13 protein-coding genes and 1 pseudogene are annotated in these 16688 nt (G+C 60.3%); 7 read left to right on the top strand and 7 right to left on the bottom strand.

Features of this window, described 5'->3' with window-relative positions; translation table 11 throughout:
- Window positions 1–4 precede the first annotated feature (4 nt).
- Entirely contained in the window at window positions 5–1300 is a 1296-nt protein-coding gene (gene fahA / locus KBY08_RS04335) for a fumarylacetoacetase (protein WP_024661117.1), read from the bottom strand.
- Entirely contained in the window at window positions 1300–2604 is a 1305-nt protein-coding gene (gene hmgA, locus KBY08_RS04330) for a homogentisate 1,2-dioxygenase (protein ID WP_024661116.1), read from the bottom strand. The genes fahA and hmgA overlap by 1 nt, the downstream gene beginning before the upstream one ends.
- A 141-nt stretch (window positions 2605–2745) precedes the next feature.
- Between hmgA and KBY08_RS04325 the strand changes: the two genes are divergently transcribed.
- Window positions 2746–3537, top strand: a complete 792-nt coding sequence (locus tag KBY08_RS04325; RefSeq protein ID WP_003403763.1) for an IclR family transcriptional regulator — start codon at window positions 2746–2748, stop codon at window positions 3535–3537.
- 1 nt (window position 3538) lies between these two features.
- On the opposite strand, the gene KBY08_RS04320 is transcribed toward KBY08_RS04325, so the two are convergent.
- Window positions 3539–5113, bottom strand: a complete 1575-nt coding sequence (locus KBY08_RS04320) for a sensor domain-containing diguanylate cyclase (protein WP_024651386.1) — start codon at window positions 5111–5113, stop codon at window positions 3539–3541.
- Window positions 5114–5476: 363 nt separating this feature from the next.
- Here KBY08_RS04320 and KBY08_RS04315 point away from each other — a divergent pair, with 363 nt between their 5' ends.
- Complete coding sequence (locus KBY08_RS04315; protein WP_104684397.1) at window positions 5477–7675, top strand: putative bifunctional diguanylate cyclase/phosphodiesterase; 2199 nt, start codon at window positions 5477–5479, stop codon at window positions 7673–7675.
- 60 nt (window positions 7676–7735) lie between these two features.
- Here the strand turns inward: KBY08_RS04315 and hppD are convergent, their stop codons facing one another.
- Both hppD and KBY08_RS04305 read right to left on the bottom strand, forming a co-directional pair.
- Entirely contained in the window at window positions 7736–8812 is a 1077-nt protein-coding gene (gene hppD / locus KBY08_RS04310) for a 4-hydroxyphenylpyruvate dioxygenase (RefSeq protein WP_010438666.1), read from the bottom strand.
- 142 nt (window positions 8813–8954) lie between these two features.
- Window positions 8955–9113: pseudogene (locus tag KBY08_RS04305) on the bottom strand (maleylacetoacetate isomerase); the annotation flags it as partial.
- Window positions 9114–9247: 134 nt separating this feature from the next.
- On the opposite strand from KBY08_RS04305, the gene glcD reads away from it, so the two are divergent.
- The 4 genes from glcD to KBY08_RS04285 are packed head-to-tail and all read left to right on the top strand — an operon-like array spanning window position 9248 to window position 13483.
- Entirely contained in the window at window positions 9248–10747 is a 1500-nt protein-coding gene (glcD, locus tag KBY08_RS04300; protein WP_003403770.1) for a glycolate oxidase subunit GlcD, read from the top strand.
- The gene (gene glcE / locus KBY08_RS04295) at window positions 10747–11805 is read left to right on the top strand and encodes a glycolate oxidase subunit GlcE (RefSeq protein ID WP_024642320.1); all 1059 of its coding nucleotides are present in this window, start codon (window positions 10747–10749) and stop codon (window positions 11803–11805) included. Before glcD ends, glcE begins: the two co-directional genes overlap by 1 nt.
- 3 nt (window positions 11806–11808) lie before the next feature.
- Window positions 11809–13041, top strand: coding sequence for a glycolate oxidase subunit GlcF (gene glcF / locus KBY08_RS04290; RefSeq protein ID WP_003403772.1), 1233 nt, complete (start codon window positions 11809–11811; stop codon window positions 13039–13041).
- 34 nt (window positions 13042–13075) lie between these two features.
- Window positions 13076–13483, top strand: a complete 408-nt coding sequence (locus KBY08_RS04285; protein ID WP_011268368.1) for a heme-binding protein — start codon at window positions 13076–13078, stop codon at window positions 13481–13483.
- Window positions 13484–13531: 48 nt separating this feature from the next.
- Here KBY08_RS04285 and KBY08_RS04280 read toward each other — a convergent pair whose 3' ends face one another.
- Both KBY08_RS04280 and KBY08_RS04275 read right to left on the bottom strand, forming a co-directional pair.
- The gene (locus KBY08_RS04280) at window positions 13532–14503 is read right to left on the bottom strand and encodes a YncE family protein (protein WP_024638673.1); all 972 of its coding nucleotides are present in this window, start codon (window positions 14501–14503) and stop codon (window positions 13532–13534) included.
- A gap of 328 nt (window positions 14504–14831) precedes the next feature.
- A complete protein-coding gene (locus KBY08_RS04275; RefSeq protein ID WP_024642321.1) occupies window positions 14832–15848 on the bottom strand; it encodes a LacI family DNA-binding transcriptional regulator in 1017 nt (338 codons plus the stop codon).
- A 283-nt stretch (window positions 15849–16131) separates the two neighbouring features.
- On the opposite strand from KBY08_RS04275, the gene KBY08_RS04270 reads away from it, so the two are divergent.
- Window positions 16132–16620 carry a gluconokinase gene (locus KBY08_RS04270; protein ID WP_024638672.1) on the top strand — a complete coding sequence of 163 codons (489 nt, stop codon included), beginning with the start codon at window positions 16132–16134 and terminating at the stop codon, window positions 16618–16620.
- The last annotated feature ends 68 nt before the right edge of the window (window positions 16621–16688 follow it).

The following is a 16688-nucleotide window of genomic DNA, read 5'->3' as shown; positions in this document are numbered from 1 at the left end:
GCGGTCAGTCCAGCACAACGCCCCGGCACTCACCGAAGCCAATCGAGATGTGCCCTTCGCGATGACAACGGGCACGCAGAAACACCTCGTCGCCACTTTGCAGGAACATGCGCACTTCGCCATTGGGTAATGTGACCGGTTGTTTGCCGCCTGCGGTCATCTCCAGCAGGCTGCCGTACTGACCTTCCTGGGGGCCGGACAACGTACCGGTGCCGAGCAGGTCACCCGGCTGCAATTTGCAGCCGTTAACGCTGTGATGCGCAACCATCTGCGCCACTGTCCAGTACATGTTCAGCGAGTTGCTCAGACCCAGCCTGTGAGGCGCCAGGCCGTCGGCTTTCATCTGTGCAGTCCGCAATAGCACTTCCAGCTCGATATCCAGCGCCCCGCCCTGCTGATCGTGGTCATCGAGCAGATACGACAGCGGTTGCGGATCGCCGTCCGGACGTGGCGGTTGGGCACGACGAAACGGTTCAAGCGCTTCGGCAGTCACCACCCAGGGCGAAATCGTCGTGGCAAAACTCTTGGACAGAAACGGTCCCAACGGCTGGTATTCCCATGCCTGTATGTCACGCGCCGACCAATCGTTGAGCAGGCAGAACCCGGCAATATGCTCGGCGGCCCGATCGATCCCGATGGACTCGCCCTGGGCATTCCCCGGCCCGATCCAGACCCCCAGTTCCAGTTCGTAATCCAGGCGTTGGCAGGGACCGAAAGCAGGAGCGTTCTGACCTGCCGCCAGGGTTTGTCCGCTGGGGCGCCGCACAGCCGTACCCGAGGGACACAAGGTCGACGCTCTGCCGTGATAGCCGATCGGCACGTATTTGTAGTTGGGCAGCAGCGGGTTGTCCGGGCGGAACAGCTTGCCGACATTCAGCGCGTGATGAATACCGACGTAGAAGTCCGAGTAATCACCCACCCGAGCGGGCATGTGCAACGTGCACTCACTCATCGGCAACAACAAACCGGCAACGCCCTGCAGCCTGTCGCGCTGCGGGCTGTCTTCATCGAGCAACTGCAACAAGGCGGCGCGCAATGCCTGGCGGGCAGCGGCACCCAGTGCAAGAAAATCATTGAGCTGGTCGCGGCTGGCAACCTCGGCAACATCGGCGGCCGGTCCCTGAAACACCCCGGCCTCTGTTGCTGCGCGCAGATCGAAAATCCTGTCGCCTATGGCCACTCCGCCACGCGGGCAGGTCTGGCCATGGCTGAACACGCCCAACGGCAGGTTCTGCAGCGGGAAATCGGCATGCCCGTTGGCAGATTCGACCCAGCTACGACGATTGAGCGCGGTAGTCATCAGCGTGGCTCCTGGGTGAACGTCCTGGCCATATCCTTCCAGCAGGCATCGTAATCGGTTTGCAGTTGCGGACAGTCGAGCGCGTGACGACTGGGGCGCAATACCTTGCCGGTTTCGAACATGAAGGCCATGGTGTTGTCGATCCTGTGCGGTTTCAGCTCGGCAGCAATGGCCTTTTCGGCGGTGACATTATCCGGGCCGTGCGCACTCATGCAGTTGTGCAGCGAAGCGCCACCGGGCATGAAGCCTTCGGCCTTGGCGTCGTACGCGCCGTCGATCAGGCCCATGAATTCGTTCATCAGGTTGCGGTGGAACCACGGCGGACGGAAGGTGTTTTCCGCCACCATCCAGCGCGGCGGGAAGATCACGAAATCGATATTAGCCTGGCCATGAATAGCCCCCGGTGAGGTCAGCACGGTGAAAATCGATGGGTCCGGGTGATCGTAGCTGACCGTACCGATCGTGTTGAAACGCCGCAGGTCGTACTTGTACGGAACGTTGTTGCCGTGCCAGCCCACCACGTCAAAGGGTGAGTGCTCCAGTTGCGTCGACCACAGCTCACCGAGGAACTTCTGCACCAGTTGCATCGGCTGGCGACTGTCTTCAAACCAGGCAACCGGGGTCAGAAAATCACGTGAGTTGGCCAGCCCGTTGCTGCCGATCGGGCCCAGTTCCGGGAGGCGCAAGGCGCAGCCGTGATTCTCGCAGAGGTAACCACGGGCGCTGCTGTCGAGCAGGTGCACGCTGAACTTCAAACCTCGCGGCAAGACGGCGATTTCCAGGGGCTCGATGTCCAGCAGGCCCAGTTCGGTAACGATTCTGAGCCGGCCCTGCTGGGGCACCACCAGCCATTCGCCATCCGCGCTAAAGAACGCTCGCTGCATGGAGGTGTTGGCGGTGTACAGGTAAACGCTGACACCCTCGGCCTGCTCTGCCGCCGAGGTGCTGGCGAGGGGGATGAGACCGTCAATGAAATCGGTCGGTGCCGCGGGGATATCGAAGGCATTCCAGCGCAACCGGTTGGGGTTGATCGGCCCCGGCTCCTGACCGGCCATCTGCCGATCCATGCGCTGGTAACGCGAATGGGCTGCCGATGGCTTGATCCGATACAGCCAGGTACGTCGGGCTTCGCTGCGCGCGACCGTAAATGCGGTGCCCGAAAACTGCTCGGCATACAGACCCAGAGGATGCTTTTGCGGCGAATTCTGGCCAACGGGCAGCGCGTCGGGCAGCGCCTCGCTGCTGAACTGGTTGCCAAAGCCCGACTGATAAACCAATGCGTCGGAACTGGAGTGGATAGCCATCTGGACCTCTTGTTGTCATGGGGTCGGGCAGAGACAGGACGAAACATTATTTTACGTAAAGCGATTACGCATAACGTAATTTGAGTTTGCCAGCCGGTCAAGCTATAAAGCTGCCTTTCCCGATCGGCGCACAGCACCCCCATGACCCAGGAAACCGAAAGCCCCGCAGGCGGACGCCAGCAGAAGGTCCAGGCCGCTGAAGTCGGGCTGGGCGTGCTCAAGGCACTTGCCGAACTCGCCCCTGCCACGTCCCTTTCGAGACTGGCCGAACACCTGGGCATGCCCGCCAGCAAGGTTCATCGTTATCTGCAGGCGCTGATTGCCAGTGGCTTTGCCGAACAGGATGCTGTCAACAATCACTACGGGCTGGGGCGCGAGGCGTTGCAGGTGGGGCTGGCCTCGCTCGGCAAGCTGGATGTCCTCAAGGTGTCGGCCCCCTGGCTGGCCAGCCTGCGCGATGAGCTGAATCAGACCTGCTTTCTGGCGGTATGGGGCAACAAGGGGCCGACCGTGGTGTATGTCGAACCCTCGATGGGTGCGGTGACGCTGGTCACGCAGATCGGCTCGGTGCTGCCGCTGCTTGGCTCGTCCACCGGTTTGGTGTTCGACAGCTTTCTGAACGGGCGCGAAACCGCTGCGCTTCGCGAGCAGGAAGTGCCGTTGCTGAGCGCCGCACAGGTGCGTGAGGTCGAGCAGCATGTCGAGCAGATTCGTACCGCCGGCGTGCACCAGATTCAGGGCTTGCTGATGCCGGGTATCAACGCAGCCTCCTCACCGCTGTTCGCCATGGGTGACAAGCTGGTGGGCGTGATCACCGTGGTCGGGCCGGGGTCGGTGTTGAACGACGCGACACAGGATCTGGCGGCCACGCGGCTTTTGCAAACGGCGGTGGCGATCAGCGAGCGCATGGGCGGTAGCCGTCCGTCAGACTGAATCAGGGGGAAGCGCTGGATACCCTGGCAAAATGGCTATCTGCTTGCCACCCTTGAATCGAGCGACCTTCGACGCGGTTACGCCCTTTGGTTTTGGCCAGGTAAAGAAGTCGATCCGCTTCCTTCAGCGCAGCGGTGTGCGCATCCTTCTTCTCTGCTGCGTTGATCGCCACCACGCCCGAGCTGATGCTCAGCCTGCCCAGCGGGCTGGACGAGTGCTCTATACAACTGGCTTCAATGGATGATCTGATTTTTTCCGCAAGTTTCAGCGCCCCTGCCAGGTCGGTTTCAGGCAACAGAATGACAAACTCTTCGCCGCCGTAACGTGCAGCCATATCCCCAGACCGGTCGAGGCTGTTGCCAATCAGCCCCGCCACTTGCCTCAGGCAGTCGTCACCCTGCAGATGGCCGTAGGTGTCGTTGTATTGTTTGAACCAGTCGATATCCAGCAAAATAATTGCGATGGTTGCATCATTCCGGCTAGCCCGCCCCCACTCCTGCTGCAAGGCCGTATCGAAGCAGCGTCGATTGGCCAGGTGCGTCAGGCTGTCCGTGTGAGCGATGATCTCCAGGTCGTTCCTGGCAATGTTCAGTTCCCCCTCCGCAGTGATCAACTGCTGGATTTGCCGATACAGCAGGACGCCCAGAAAAACCAGCGCCAGGATAATGATGCCGGTGATGGTCATGGAGCGCTGTGCATAGGCCCACCAGGGCGCGAACACATGCTGACTGGAGATACCGGCAGCGGCGACGATGGGCAATCCTGACACACGCCGATAGGCATAGATCCTTTCCACCCCATCCACCACGGAGTTGATCACTGCGGTGCCGCTGTCGCTGTACGGCAGATAGCGAGTGAAGATATCGCCCTTGGCCACATTGGTGGTCATCAGTGCGGTTAATGTGGGCCTACGCGCCAGCAGGTCGCCATTGTTCAGAGCGAGGAAGATCACGCCCTTGTCGTCTACATCCATGCGCTGGAAAAACGCCTGGAAATAAGTCACCGGCACCGTGGCCAGGGCAACGCCTGCAAAACTGCCATCCGCCGCATTGATACGCCGACTGACCGGGATGATCATGTCCCCCGTATTGCGGCTTTCGACAATGGAACCTATATGAATGGACGGGTCAGGGTTGTCGCGGTGATAAATGAAGTAGGCGCGGTCTTCGTTGTTTCTGGTCTGCACGCCCTTGGCAAAGGAGTTGGCGACCCAGTTGCCTTGAGCATCGTAGATGAACAGCCCCTGAAGCCCTTTGACGTTCACCAGGTCTTGAGCCATCAGCCTGGTCAAGCGGCTTTGCTGCTCGCCTGCGGCGCCATCCTGCTCAACACGCTCGGCAAGGTCTCGCAGCGTGTTGTCAGCCTGTTGCAGGGTGTCCTGAGCCTGTTGCTCAGCAGCAAGCACGATATTGGACACCGCAATCCTGGCGGTGGCCAAGCGCTCGAGCTTGGACTGGTTCATCTGCCAGGCGGTGGCCATGATCAACGATAGACAGACCAGGGCAATAAAGCCGATCAACGCTTTGCTGAGCGCCGAAGGTGTAAGCCTCGTCGAAATAAAGGAAAGCGGCTTCATAGGATTGTCATCAAATTGGCAGTGAAACCTTCTATGCAGTTTCCATACCTTTGCGACACTTAACCTGAACATCTTGTTGCATCAGGTAACGCTGGCCTTAGTTGGATCGATGCCCGCCTGGCTAGTTGCTCAAGAAGTTGTTACAGGTATCCGGTTTTTTGACGATACAGCTTCTGAGCTGTCCGAAAACAGCTGCCGATACGCTACTGTGAGAGGTGCTCCAATGCCAATGTATCGAACGTTGTTTTTCCGGCATGGCGCAGGCGCGTGTTGGCAGGGTGCTTTCAACGGTGCCGGCACAGCGGCGTTGCCCATCGATCGCTGCGTGTTTCAGGCGCGATCAGCTTATAGCGATGGCCTCAAATGAACACTTACCCGGTCGGCGATGATGACGAAGAACGTATTCGTATCTTGAATGCCTTTTCGTTGATGGATACCCCACCTGAGCACGAATACGATCAGATCGTGCAAATGGCATCGCGGATTTTCGATGTGCCCATTGTGCTGATTTCTCTGGTTCATCGAGACCGGCAATTCTTCAAGGCGCGCGTTGGCCTCGATGTCTGCGAAACGGGCCGCGACGTCTCATTCTGCAATTTCGCGCTCATGGGCCGTAACGTTTTTCTGGTACCGGATGCCTTGCAGGATGAGAGGTTCAGCTCAAACGCTCTGGTGGTCGGCGCTCCCTATATTCGCTTTTATGCCGGGGCGCCGCTGATAACCGCCAGCGGTCATGTGCTGGGCAGCCTGTGCCTGATCGACAATAAACCCAGGGAGACTTTCTCGGAGCGAGATCAGCGGGTTCTTCAGGACCTGGCAGTCATGGTCATCGAAAGAATGGAGTTGCGTCGGCTCGAACTGGAGAATGAAGACAGCCACACCCGCTTCATGAATATCACCTCGACTTCACCCGACGCGATCATCTGCTCGGACAGCAAAAACCGGATCATCTCATGGAACAATTCGGCCGAGCTCATTTTCGGGCATCGATCCGAGGACGCCATGGGAAAGCCTCTCGACATCATTATTCCGCCCGAAATGCGCTCCAGGCACCATGCCGGTCTGTCGAGGGTGGCTGCAGGCGGTCCGGCCTCCATCATCGGAAAATCCATCAACCTGACGGCCATCCATCGCGACGGTCATACCATCCCCATCGAGCTCTCGCTCTCACAATGGACGTCTGCCGGCGAGCCACAATTCGGAGCGATCATTCGTGACATCACCCAGCGTGTCGAGGCGGACAAATTACTCAAGCATGCGGCCGAATACGATCACCTGACCGGGCTTGCCAATCGATCGACGCTCAAGAGGCGGATCAAGGAGGCGTGCGATGCTCAGCTTTCAGCAGCCATCCTGCTGATCGATCTGGACGGGTTCAAGGACGTCAACGACACGTTGGGCCACGCTGCGGGTGATTTTGTGCTCAAGGTGACCTCTCACCGTCTTCGCGAACACGTACCGGCCTGCCATATGGTCTCGCGTCTGGGCGGCGATGAATTTGTCGTGTTCCTGTCCGAAACGGCAGACCCCGACAAGGCGATCAAGCTGGGCCTGGAGCTCATCGCGGTCATCGAGGAGCCGATAGAATTTGAAGACAATTCAATCTATATCGGCGCCAGCATCGGCGTCTCCGTAAGGTGTGGCTCCGACTACGATGAGGAGCAAATGCTCGGCAATGCGGATCTGGCGCTCTACCAGGCCAAGTCTGACGGCCGCTCCCTGGTACGCACCTTCACCTCCGAGCATCGACAGACCGCGTCAAGAAGAGGCGCGCTCAGCTCATCGATGCGTCAGGCGTGGGCCAACAAAGAGTTCGAGCTGTACTACCAACCTCAGGTACGACTTGCGGATGGTCGTATCACCGGAGCCGAAGCCCTTATACGCTGGAACCATCCGACACTGGGTGTCGTGTCCCCTGCGGTTTTTCTACCGGCACTGGAAGCCAGTCTTCTTGCGGTGCCGGTGGGCGAATGGATACTGCGTTCAGCCTGTGAGCAGGCAGCGCAATGGCGAAATACCGGCTGCGAGGAATTCCGCATCGGCGTCAACCTGTTCGCCGCGCAGTTTCGCATGCGGGACTTTGCCGAAATGGTTGAAAGCGCGCTTGAAGACTTTTCCTTGCCGGCACACTCACTCGAACTGGAAATCACGGAAAACATCATCCTGCGAAACGAACAGCGCATTATGGAACCGCTGCGCCACCTTCGCTCATTGGGTGTGGGCATCGCATTCGATGATTTCGGTACCGGCTATGCGTCCCTGAGCCTGCTGAAAGACTATCCGGTGACACGACTGAAGATCGACCGCTCATTCGTGAGTGGCGTGGAGCGCAGCAAAAAAGACGAAGTCATCGTCGAGGCCGTCGTCAGGCTGGCAAACGGCTTCAATCTTCAGGTCACGGCAGAAGGCATAGAAACCCGTGAGCAGGAAAGTCTGATGCGCCATTATGTGTGCGACGAAGGCCAGGGCTATCTGTATGGTCGCCCCATGCCGGCGCATGAATTCACCAAGCGTTATATCTCTTCTCACAATTGGCACGCTGACGTGCTCAAGCACAACTGACTCAGAACGAGCCTGGGCAGGCTCGTCTGATCGCGCAATATGGACGCCTCTGGTGATCACTCAGTCCGGCGTCAGTACACCACGCTGGATCTGGTCGCGTTCGATGGATTCGAACAGTGCCTTGAAGTTGCCCTCGCCAAACCCGTCATCGCCCTTGCGCTGAATGAATTCGAAAAATACCGGGCCCATCAGCGTTGCGGAGAATATCTGCAACAGCAAACGACGCTCGCCGCCTTCGGAAGAACCATCGAGCAGAATCCCGCGTGACTTGAGCTCGGCCTCCGGCTCACCGTGGTCGGGCAGGCGGCCTTGCAGCATCTCGTAGTAGGTATCCGGCGGCGCAGTCATGAAGCGCATGCCGGTGGCTTTCAGCGCGTCCCAGGTCTTGATCAGGTCATCGGTAAAGAAGGCTACATGCTGAATGCCTTCGCCATTGAACTGCATCAGGAACTCTTCGATCTGCCCCGCGCCCTTGGACGATTCCTCGTTGAGCGGAATGCGGATCATGCCGTCCGGGGCGGTCATGGCTTTGGAGGTCAGGCCGGTGTATTCGCCCTTGATGTCGAAGTAACGCAGCTCGCGGAAATTGAACAGCTTTTCATAGAAACCGGCCCAATACGCCATGCGCCCGCGGTACACGTTGTGGGTCAGGTGGTCGATGAATTTCAGACCGGCACCGACCGGGTGGCGGTCAACGCCCTCGATGAAGTTGAAATCGATGTCGTAGATCGACGTGCCCTCGCCGAAGCGATCGATCAGGTAAAGCGGCGCGCCACCGATGCCCTTGATGGCGGGCAGGCGCAACTCCATGGGCCCGGTAGCGATTTCCAGCGGTTGGGCGCCCAGTTCAAGCGCCCGGCTATAGGCCTTCTGCGCATCTTTCACGCGGAACGCCATGCCGCATACCGAAGGACCATGCTCGGCGGCAAAGTACGATGCCAGGCTGTGCGGCTCGTTGTTGAGAATCAGGTTGATCGCGCCCTGACGATACAGGGACACGTCCTTGGAGCGGTGGGTCGCGACTTTGGTGAAGCCCATCATCTGAAACACGGGCTCAAGGCTATTGGGCGTCGGTGATGCGAATTCGATGAATTCAAAGCCCATCAGGCCCATTGGATTTTCGTAAAGATCAGCCATGACTGGCTCCTTGCAGGAAAGTGAGAGTGAGTAACCCTGGCAATCACTGTCCTGCGGGCGGCGCACACGGAATCCCTCGCACGCTGCGTGCGAGAAAATCACCGAATATCAGTTGCAGACCAAGAATCTTCATGAGGGCAGCCTACTCCGGCTTGTCCGATTGTGCATCAGGGTGTGCCTGGTAAAAGACCGAGGGCTGCCGGGCCAGATGCTCGACCCGCTGAATACGCACGAATGCAGTCAGGTCGACGCGGTAACGATGCGCTGCGTACAACAGGGGTAGCAGGTAAATATCGCATGGATGCGGTGTTTTTATTTTCGTAAACCCATTACGTAATGCGTAAATTGCGTGATCGGACCCTCGCTGTCAACTCAAGCCTCGCAGCGAATGAGCTAGGATGCATTAACCCGACAATAACAACCCAGGGTGGCTTGATGAACATTCTGTACGACGAACGCATCGACGGCGTGCTGCCTGCCGTCGACAAGCAGCAACTGTTGCAGGCGCTGCAACAGCAGTTGCCCGACCTGGACATCCTGCATCGCCCCGAAGAGCTGCGGCCTTATGAGTGCGACGGGTTGTCAGCCTATCGCACCACACCGATGCTGGTGGCGTTGCCGCGTCATGTGGAAGAAGTCCAGACGCTGCTCAGGCTGTGCCACGCACGGCGCGTACCGGTGGTCGCTCGTGGGGCGGGCACCGGGCTGTCGGGTGGCGCGCTGCCGCTGGAAAAAGGCGTGCTGCTGGTCATGGCGCGCTTCAATCAGATCCTCGGGATCGACCCTTCGGCGCGCCTGGCGCGGGTTCAGCCCGGCGTGCGCAACCTGGCCATTTCCCAGGCGGCAGCGCCCCACGGCCTGTATTACGCGCCAGACCCGTCCTCGCAAATCGCCTGCTCCATCGGCGGCAATGTGGCGGAAAATGCCGGCGGCGTGCACTGCCTCAAGTACGGGCTGACCGTGCATAACCTGCTCAAGGTCGAAATCCTGACGGTGGAAGGCGAGCCCATGACGCTGGGCAGCGACACGCTGGACTCGCCGGGCTTCGACCTGCTGGCACTGTTCACCGGCTCCGAAGGCATGCTCGGCGTCATTACCGAAGTCACCGTCAAGCTGTTGCCCAGACCGCAAGTGGCCAAAGTACTGCTGGCAGCGTTCGATTCCGTGGAAAAGGCCGGACGTGCAGTGGCCGATATCATTGCGGCGGGCATCATCCCCGGCGGGCTGGAGATGATGGACAATCTGGCGATTCGTGCCGCCGAGGATTTCATTCACGCAGGCTACCCGGTCGATGCCGAAGCCATCCTGCTCTGCGAACTGGACGGCGTCGAAGCCGATGTGCACGCTGACTGCGAACGGGTCAGCGAGGTCTTGACACTGGCGGGCGCCACCGACGTGCGCCAGGCGAAAGACGAGGCCGAACGGGTCCGCTTCTGGGCCGGGCGCAAAAACGCTTTCCCGGCCGTGGGTCGCCTGTCGCCGGATTACTACTGCATGGACGGGACCATCCCGCGCCGTGAGCTGCCGGGCGTATTGCGCAGCATCAGGGAGTTATCCGGGCAATACGGCTTGCGTGTCGCCAACGTGTTTCATGCCGGTGACGGCAACATGCACCCGCTGATCCTGTTCGACGCCAATCAACCGGGTGAGCTGGAGCGCGCCGAGGCACTGGGCGGCAAAATCCTCGAGCTGTGCGTCAAGGTCGGCGGCAGCATCACTGGCGAACACGGTGTCGGTCGCGAGAAGATCAATCAGATGTGCGCCCAGTTCAATAGCGACGAACTGACCTTCTTCCATGCCATCAAGGCGGCATTCGACGCCAGCGGCCTGCTCAACCCTGGCAAGAACATCCCGACCCTGCACCGTTGCGCGGAATTTGGTGCCATGCACATCCACGCCGGGCAATTGCCGTTCCCCGACCTGGAGCGCTTCTGATGAGCACGATGGACAACGATGTCAGCCAGGCACTGCTCGAGCGGGTCGAACAGGCGCTGCGCGACAACACGCCGTTACGTCTTCAGGGCGGCAACAGCAAGGCTTCTCTCGGTCGTGAAACCGCTGGCGAAGTACTCGATACCCGCGAGCACCGGGGCATCGTCACTTATGACCCGACAGAGCTGGTGATTACTGCGCGCGCCGGCACGCCATTGAGCGAGCTGATCCAGACACTGGACGCCGCAGGCCAGATGCTGCCTTGCGAACCGCCAGACTTTGGCGCTGCGACGCTCGGCGGTATGGTCGCTGCGGGGCTTTCGGGACCGCGCCGCCCGTGGAGCGGGTCGGTGCGTGATTTCGTGCTGGGCACACGGGTCATCACCGGTCTTGGCAAGCACCTGCGTTTCGGCGGAGAAGTCATGAAGAACGTCGCAGGCTACGACGTTTCGCGCCTGATGGCAGGCAGTTTCGGCTGCCTGGGGCTGCTGACCGAGGTGTCGCTCAAAGTGCTGCCAAAACCACGTCTGTGCAGCAGCATCGTGCTGCACATGGACAGCGCGCTGGCCTTGGCCCGCCTTGCCGAGTGGGGTCAGCAACCGATACCGATCAGCGCAGCCAGCCACGATGGCCACGTACTACGCCTGCGCCTGGAAGGTGGTGAAGGTTCAGTGGCAGCAGCCCGGGACCGGCTCGGCGGCGAGCTGCTCGATGCCGCCTACTGGCAGCAGTTGAATGCGCATCGCCTGCCCTTCTTCGATGACCCGCGGCCCCTGTGGCGGCTCTGTGTACCTGCCGACAGCCGCCTGCCGGATCTGCCGGGCGAGCAACTGATCGACTGGGGTGGCGCGCAACGCTGGCTCAAGTCGGACGCGGACGGACAAACCATTAGAGCGATCACCATGGCGGTTGGCGGCCATGCGACCTGCTACAGCCAGGGCGTCGTCGACAGCCCATTCGAGCCGTTGGCCGCACCTGTGCTGCGCTACCATCAGGCACTCAAGACCCGACTCGACCCGCAGGGGATTTTCAACCCCGGCCGACTGTACGCGGAGCTTTGAAACATGCAGACCACATTAAGTGAACACGCCAGAACCCTGCCGCGTGCCGAAGAAGCCGAACGTATCCTGCGCAGTTGTGTGCATTGCGGTTTCTGCAACGCCACCTGTCCGACCTATCAATTGCTGGGGGATGAGCTGGACGGTCCACGCGGCAGGATCTACCTGATCAAGCAGGTGCTAGAAGGTCAGCCGGTCACCGAGAAAACCCGTCTGCATCTGGACCGCTGCCTGAGCTGTCGCAACTGCGAAACCACCTGCCCGTCCGGCGTGGATTACCACAACCTGCTGGACATCGGCCGCGCGGCGGTTGAAGACCTGGTCCCGCGGCCACTCGCCGAACGCATGCTGCGTGAAGGCTTGCGTCGGGTCATCCCCCACCCCGGACTGTTCAGATCCCTGACCGGCATGGGCCTGAAGTTCAGGCCATTGCTGCCACAGCCCCTGGCCAGCAAGCTGCCGGCAACGGTACACCCTGCCGGCCTTCGCCCGCACACCGGTCATGCGCGCCAGGTGCTGCTGCTGGAAGGTTGCGTTCAGCCGGGCCTGTCGCCCAACACCAACAGCGCCACGGCGCGGGTGCTGGATCGTCTGGGCATCGGCATTACGGCGGTCAGCCAGGCGGGTTGCTGCGGCGCCGTGGATTATCACCTCAACGCACAGCAGGCCGGGCTGGACCGGGCGCGGCGCAACATCGATGCGTGGTGGCCTGCGCTACAGGGCGGTGCTGAAAGCCTGATCCAGACGGCCAGTGGCTGCGGAGCCTTCGTCAAGGACTACGGCCACCTGCTGCGCCATGATCCAGGCTACGCCGACAAGGCCGAGCAGATCAGCGCGCGAACAAAGGATCTGGTCGAACTGCTGCGCGACGAGCCCCTGGAAACCCTCGGCATAAAGGCCGAGACGCGCCTGGCGTTTCACTGCCCGTGTACGCTGCAACACGCGCAAAAACTCGGCGGCGAAGTCGAGCGCGTCCTGACTCGTCTAGGCTTCAATCTGACCACAGTGGCGGACGGTCATTTATGCTGCGGCTCTGCAGGCACCTACTCCATCACCCAGCCTGCCATCGCCCGCCAGTTGCGCGACAACCGCATGAACGCGCTGGAGAGCGGCAAGCCGCAGGTCATCGCCACCGCCAATATCGGTTGTCAGACCCATCTGGCCAGCGCCGGCCGAACGCCAGTGCGGCACTGGATCGAACTGATCGACGCGGCACTTGGCACGCCTGAATCACACTGAACCCTATTCAATAATCACTGCTCCGGAGAACCCCATGAAGATCAAAGCCGTCCTGACCCAGACCGAAGTCAGCCTGATGCTCGGCACCGCACGCGAAGAGGCGCAGGCCAATGGCTGGGCCGTGTCCATCGCCGTCGTTGATGACGGCGGCCATTTGCTGGCATTCGAGAGACTGGACGACGCCGCCGCCATCAGCAGCTACATCGCGATTGAAAAGGCGCGCACCTCGGCACTCGGCAAACGTGAATCCAAGGGGTACGAAGAGATGGTCAATGGCGGGCGCACTGCATTCCTGAGTGCTCCGCTGCTGACGTCGCTGGAAGGCGGTGTGCCGGTCATCGTCGACGGCCAGGTCATCGGTGCGCTGGGGGTTTCAGGCGTGAAGGCCGAACAGGATGCTCAGATCGCCAGGGCCGGTGTCGCAGCGCTTGACGCCGACTGACCGGTCGACCCGGCTGATACCACGCAAGCCAGGCCACTGCTGGAGTCTTTATAGCCGGTAGATCGAAATCCAGCTCATGTCCGGATGGGAGGAGTAGATATACGTGCCGGTCTTGTTGAGGACCGCGCCACCTACTGACGGAAAGTAAGCGATGCAGGTGGCGATCCCCTTCACCGTGTCGATCCGGTAGACATCGTAATTACAGGTATAGATCGCGTACACATAGCGGTCATCCGGCGTCACTCCGATGACTTTCACCGGGTAGCCCTGCGTGCCGATCCTTTCCCGATAGAAGGTTTTATTGGTCGCGGCATCGATGATGTAGACCTCGTCGATGCCGCCGACATACAACCAGGCGCCATCGGAACTGAAGGCCATCGAACGCGGGTCGGAAAACCCGGGGATGTCATGTTGCAGGTAATCGACCTTGCTGATCGCAAGAACATCGGTAGGCGCGGTCCGGTCAACCAGCATGGTCGCGTAAAACCTGTCGTTCAACGGGCTGATCCCGAGGGCCAGCGACGCGTTGGTCAGGGCGCCCAGATCGAACTCGTTTTCGACCGTGTAATTCTCGGTCTCGATCAGGCGAATCAACCCGCCGAGCGCGTTCTGAAAGGAAAGGCAGATAAAACGGCCATCGGCACTGCACAGAATCCTGTTGACGTTGGCTGCCGGAAGTATCCTGATCACTTCGCGCATGCGCGTATCGACCACGTAGCACCTTTTCTGGCCGATGGTGTAAAGCCTCTTGCCATCGGGACTCAGGGTAATCGCGCCCGCCCCTGCCCGCTTGATGGCCCCCGTCACGCTGGCGCTGGCGATGTCGACCACACTGACTTCCCGGCCGCTTTCATGAGCGACATACAACGTGGTTTCATCGGGGCTGATAGCGATCTCTGCGGGTACAAAGCCCAGCGGGATAATGCCGGTCAACCACGCGATGTCCAGGGGGACACCTGAACCGACGGGGTCGACGATATGCGTCAAGGCTCTAACGTTCTGAGATGCTTTTTTTTGCATTTCTCTCACCTTTCAATAGGTCTTGTAAGACCGCCAGAACGGGGAATAGATAAGAAGATATATCCCCGTCATCCAACGATGCGGCCAAGACACTTATGCCGCTCCGAGCCAAAAACGTAAGGTCATTGAATACTCAACACGGGGGGATGGGTACTGTCAGAAATAACAGTCGAAATGGGCCGCAACCGCTCGAATGAGGGTATCCCCGACAGTGCAGGACAGCACGGTCGGGCACTCCAGCCCGGAGGCATCGAGCCCGCAGAGCGCCCTTACCATTGGTCAGCGCAATGAACCGGGGAAGCTCGCCAGGGTTAGCCGGGGAAAAGACTCAAGAGCTTTCCCGCACCACCAGCTCAAACCCGAGATCCACCTGCGGATGCTGGGAGACCCCGTCAAGCAAGCCCAGCAATACCTGAGCCGCACGCTGCCCGACTTCTTCCCTGGGCGTGCGTATCGAGGTCAGGCGCGGCACCATGTGCGCGGACCCCGGCAGGTCGTTGAAACCCACCAGAGAGACCCGTTCGGGAATCGCGACGCCCAGGCGCAAGGCCTCAAGTGCAGCGCCCTGCGCCAGGTCGTCGTTACAGAAGAACACCCCGTCGACATCCGGATGCTGGTCAAGCAGACGCGCGAACAACTCCCCGCCCAGACCGATCGAGGAGGCCTGGCGGGTCGAGACCTGCAGCGCCGGGTCGAACAGCCCCGCGCTTTCCAGCACTCGACGGAACCCTTCGCCACGTTGCAGTACCCGAGGGTCGAGCTGGGCGGCCATGTACGCCAGCCGACGGCGGCCACGCCCGAGCAGGTGATGCGCAGCTTCGGCGCCGGCCTGTTGTTGCGAGAATCCGACGCAATAAGCGCCCAGGCGGGTGTCGAGTTCCATCATGTGCACGCAGGGTATACCACTGGTTTCAAGCATCTGGCGGGACGCTGCCGTGTGGTCGAAACCGGTCAGCAGAATACCGCGCGGGCGATTGACCAGATGGTTGCGCAGCAGCTTCTCTTCCTCTTCGGGCGAGTAATGGTAGTTGCCGATCAGCACGTCCAGGCCACGCACGCGCAACACGTCCTGAATGGCTTCCAGCGTCTCGATGAACAGCTGGTTGGAAAGCGATGGCACCAGCACCACGACGGTCTGACTGCAGGAAGAAGCCAGCGCCCTGGCTGCCGGGTTGGCTACATAACCCAGGCTCTGCGCCGCAGCGCGGACCTTTTCGACGAGTTCAGGCGCTACGGTGCTGATGCCGCGCAACGCACGCGAAGCGGTGATCGGAGAGACGCCAGCCAGCTTCGCCACTTCATTGAGCGTGGGGCGACCGGTCGAGCGGGAACCAATGCGTATCATGCGTTGCCAACTAACATAGGGGTTGCCAAATGTGTCGAATGCCCCATAAGGTAGCGCTGTCTCATGGAACGTGACAATGCTTTATCGCTGGTTTCACAGGGGTTGCCCGGTTCGGGTCCCGCGGAGAACAGCCTCCCATGCTTATTGATGAGCCCAAAACAACGACAAATAACTGGAACAGCCCGGGCTGAGACTCATGTCCACCCGCAAGAAGACAGCGCTGTCTCCAGATGAGGTGCCTACTGTGACAACTGCGAATATTGCTATTTCCGCCCTTGTGGTGATGGGTGTGTCTGGCTGCGGCAAGAGCGCCGTGGGTGCCGAGATCGCGCTGAACAGCGGCGGCCGCCTGATCGAAGGCGATGCGTTCCACCCACCGGCCAACATCGAAAAGATGAGCGCCGGAACCCCCCTCAACGACGAAGACCGTGCCGGCTGGCTGACCCGCCTGGGCGAAGAGATGGCTGCCGCCCTCGCCAAGGGTGAACACCCGGTCCTGACCTGCTCCTCGCTCAAGCTCATCTATCGCCAGCGCCTGCGTGATGCGGTGCCTGGCCTGGGTTTTGTATTTCTGGAACTCAGCAAGGAACTCGCCGCCGAACGTTGCTCGCACCGGCCTGGGCACTTCATGCCCGCCAGCCTGGTGGACAGCCAGTTCGCGACCCTCGAACCGCCTTATGGCGAACCGCTGACATTGATCGTGGACGCCTCCCAGCCTATCGATGTCATCGGCAAACAAGCCGCAGCATGGTGGAAAGGCTCTCACGCCTGACACAGGCATGAGTGCAAAAGACAGCGCTGTCTTGCGCACACACGATTGAAGTCGGCGCTGTTAACAGT

The organism is Pseudomonas sp. P135 (assembly GCF_020312125.1).
In the GTDB taxonomy this organism is placed as follows: Bacteria; Pseudomonadota; Gammaproteobacteria; order Pseudomonadales; family Pseudomonadaceae; genus Aquipseudomonas; species Aquipseudomonas fragariae.
The sequence above is the reverse complement of the archived record's forward strand: the minus strand, read 5'-3'. Positions and strand labels throughout refer to the sequence as shown.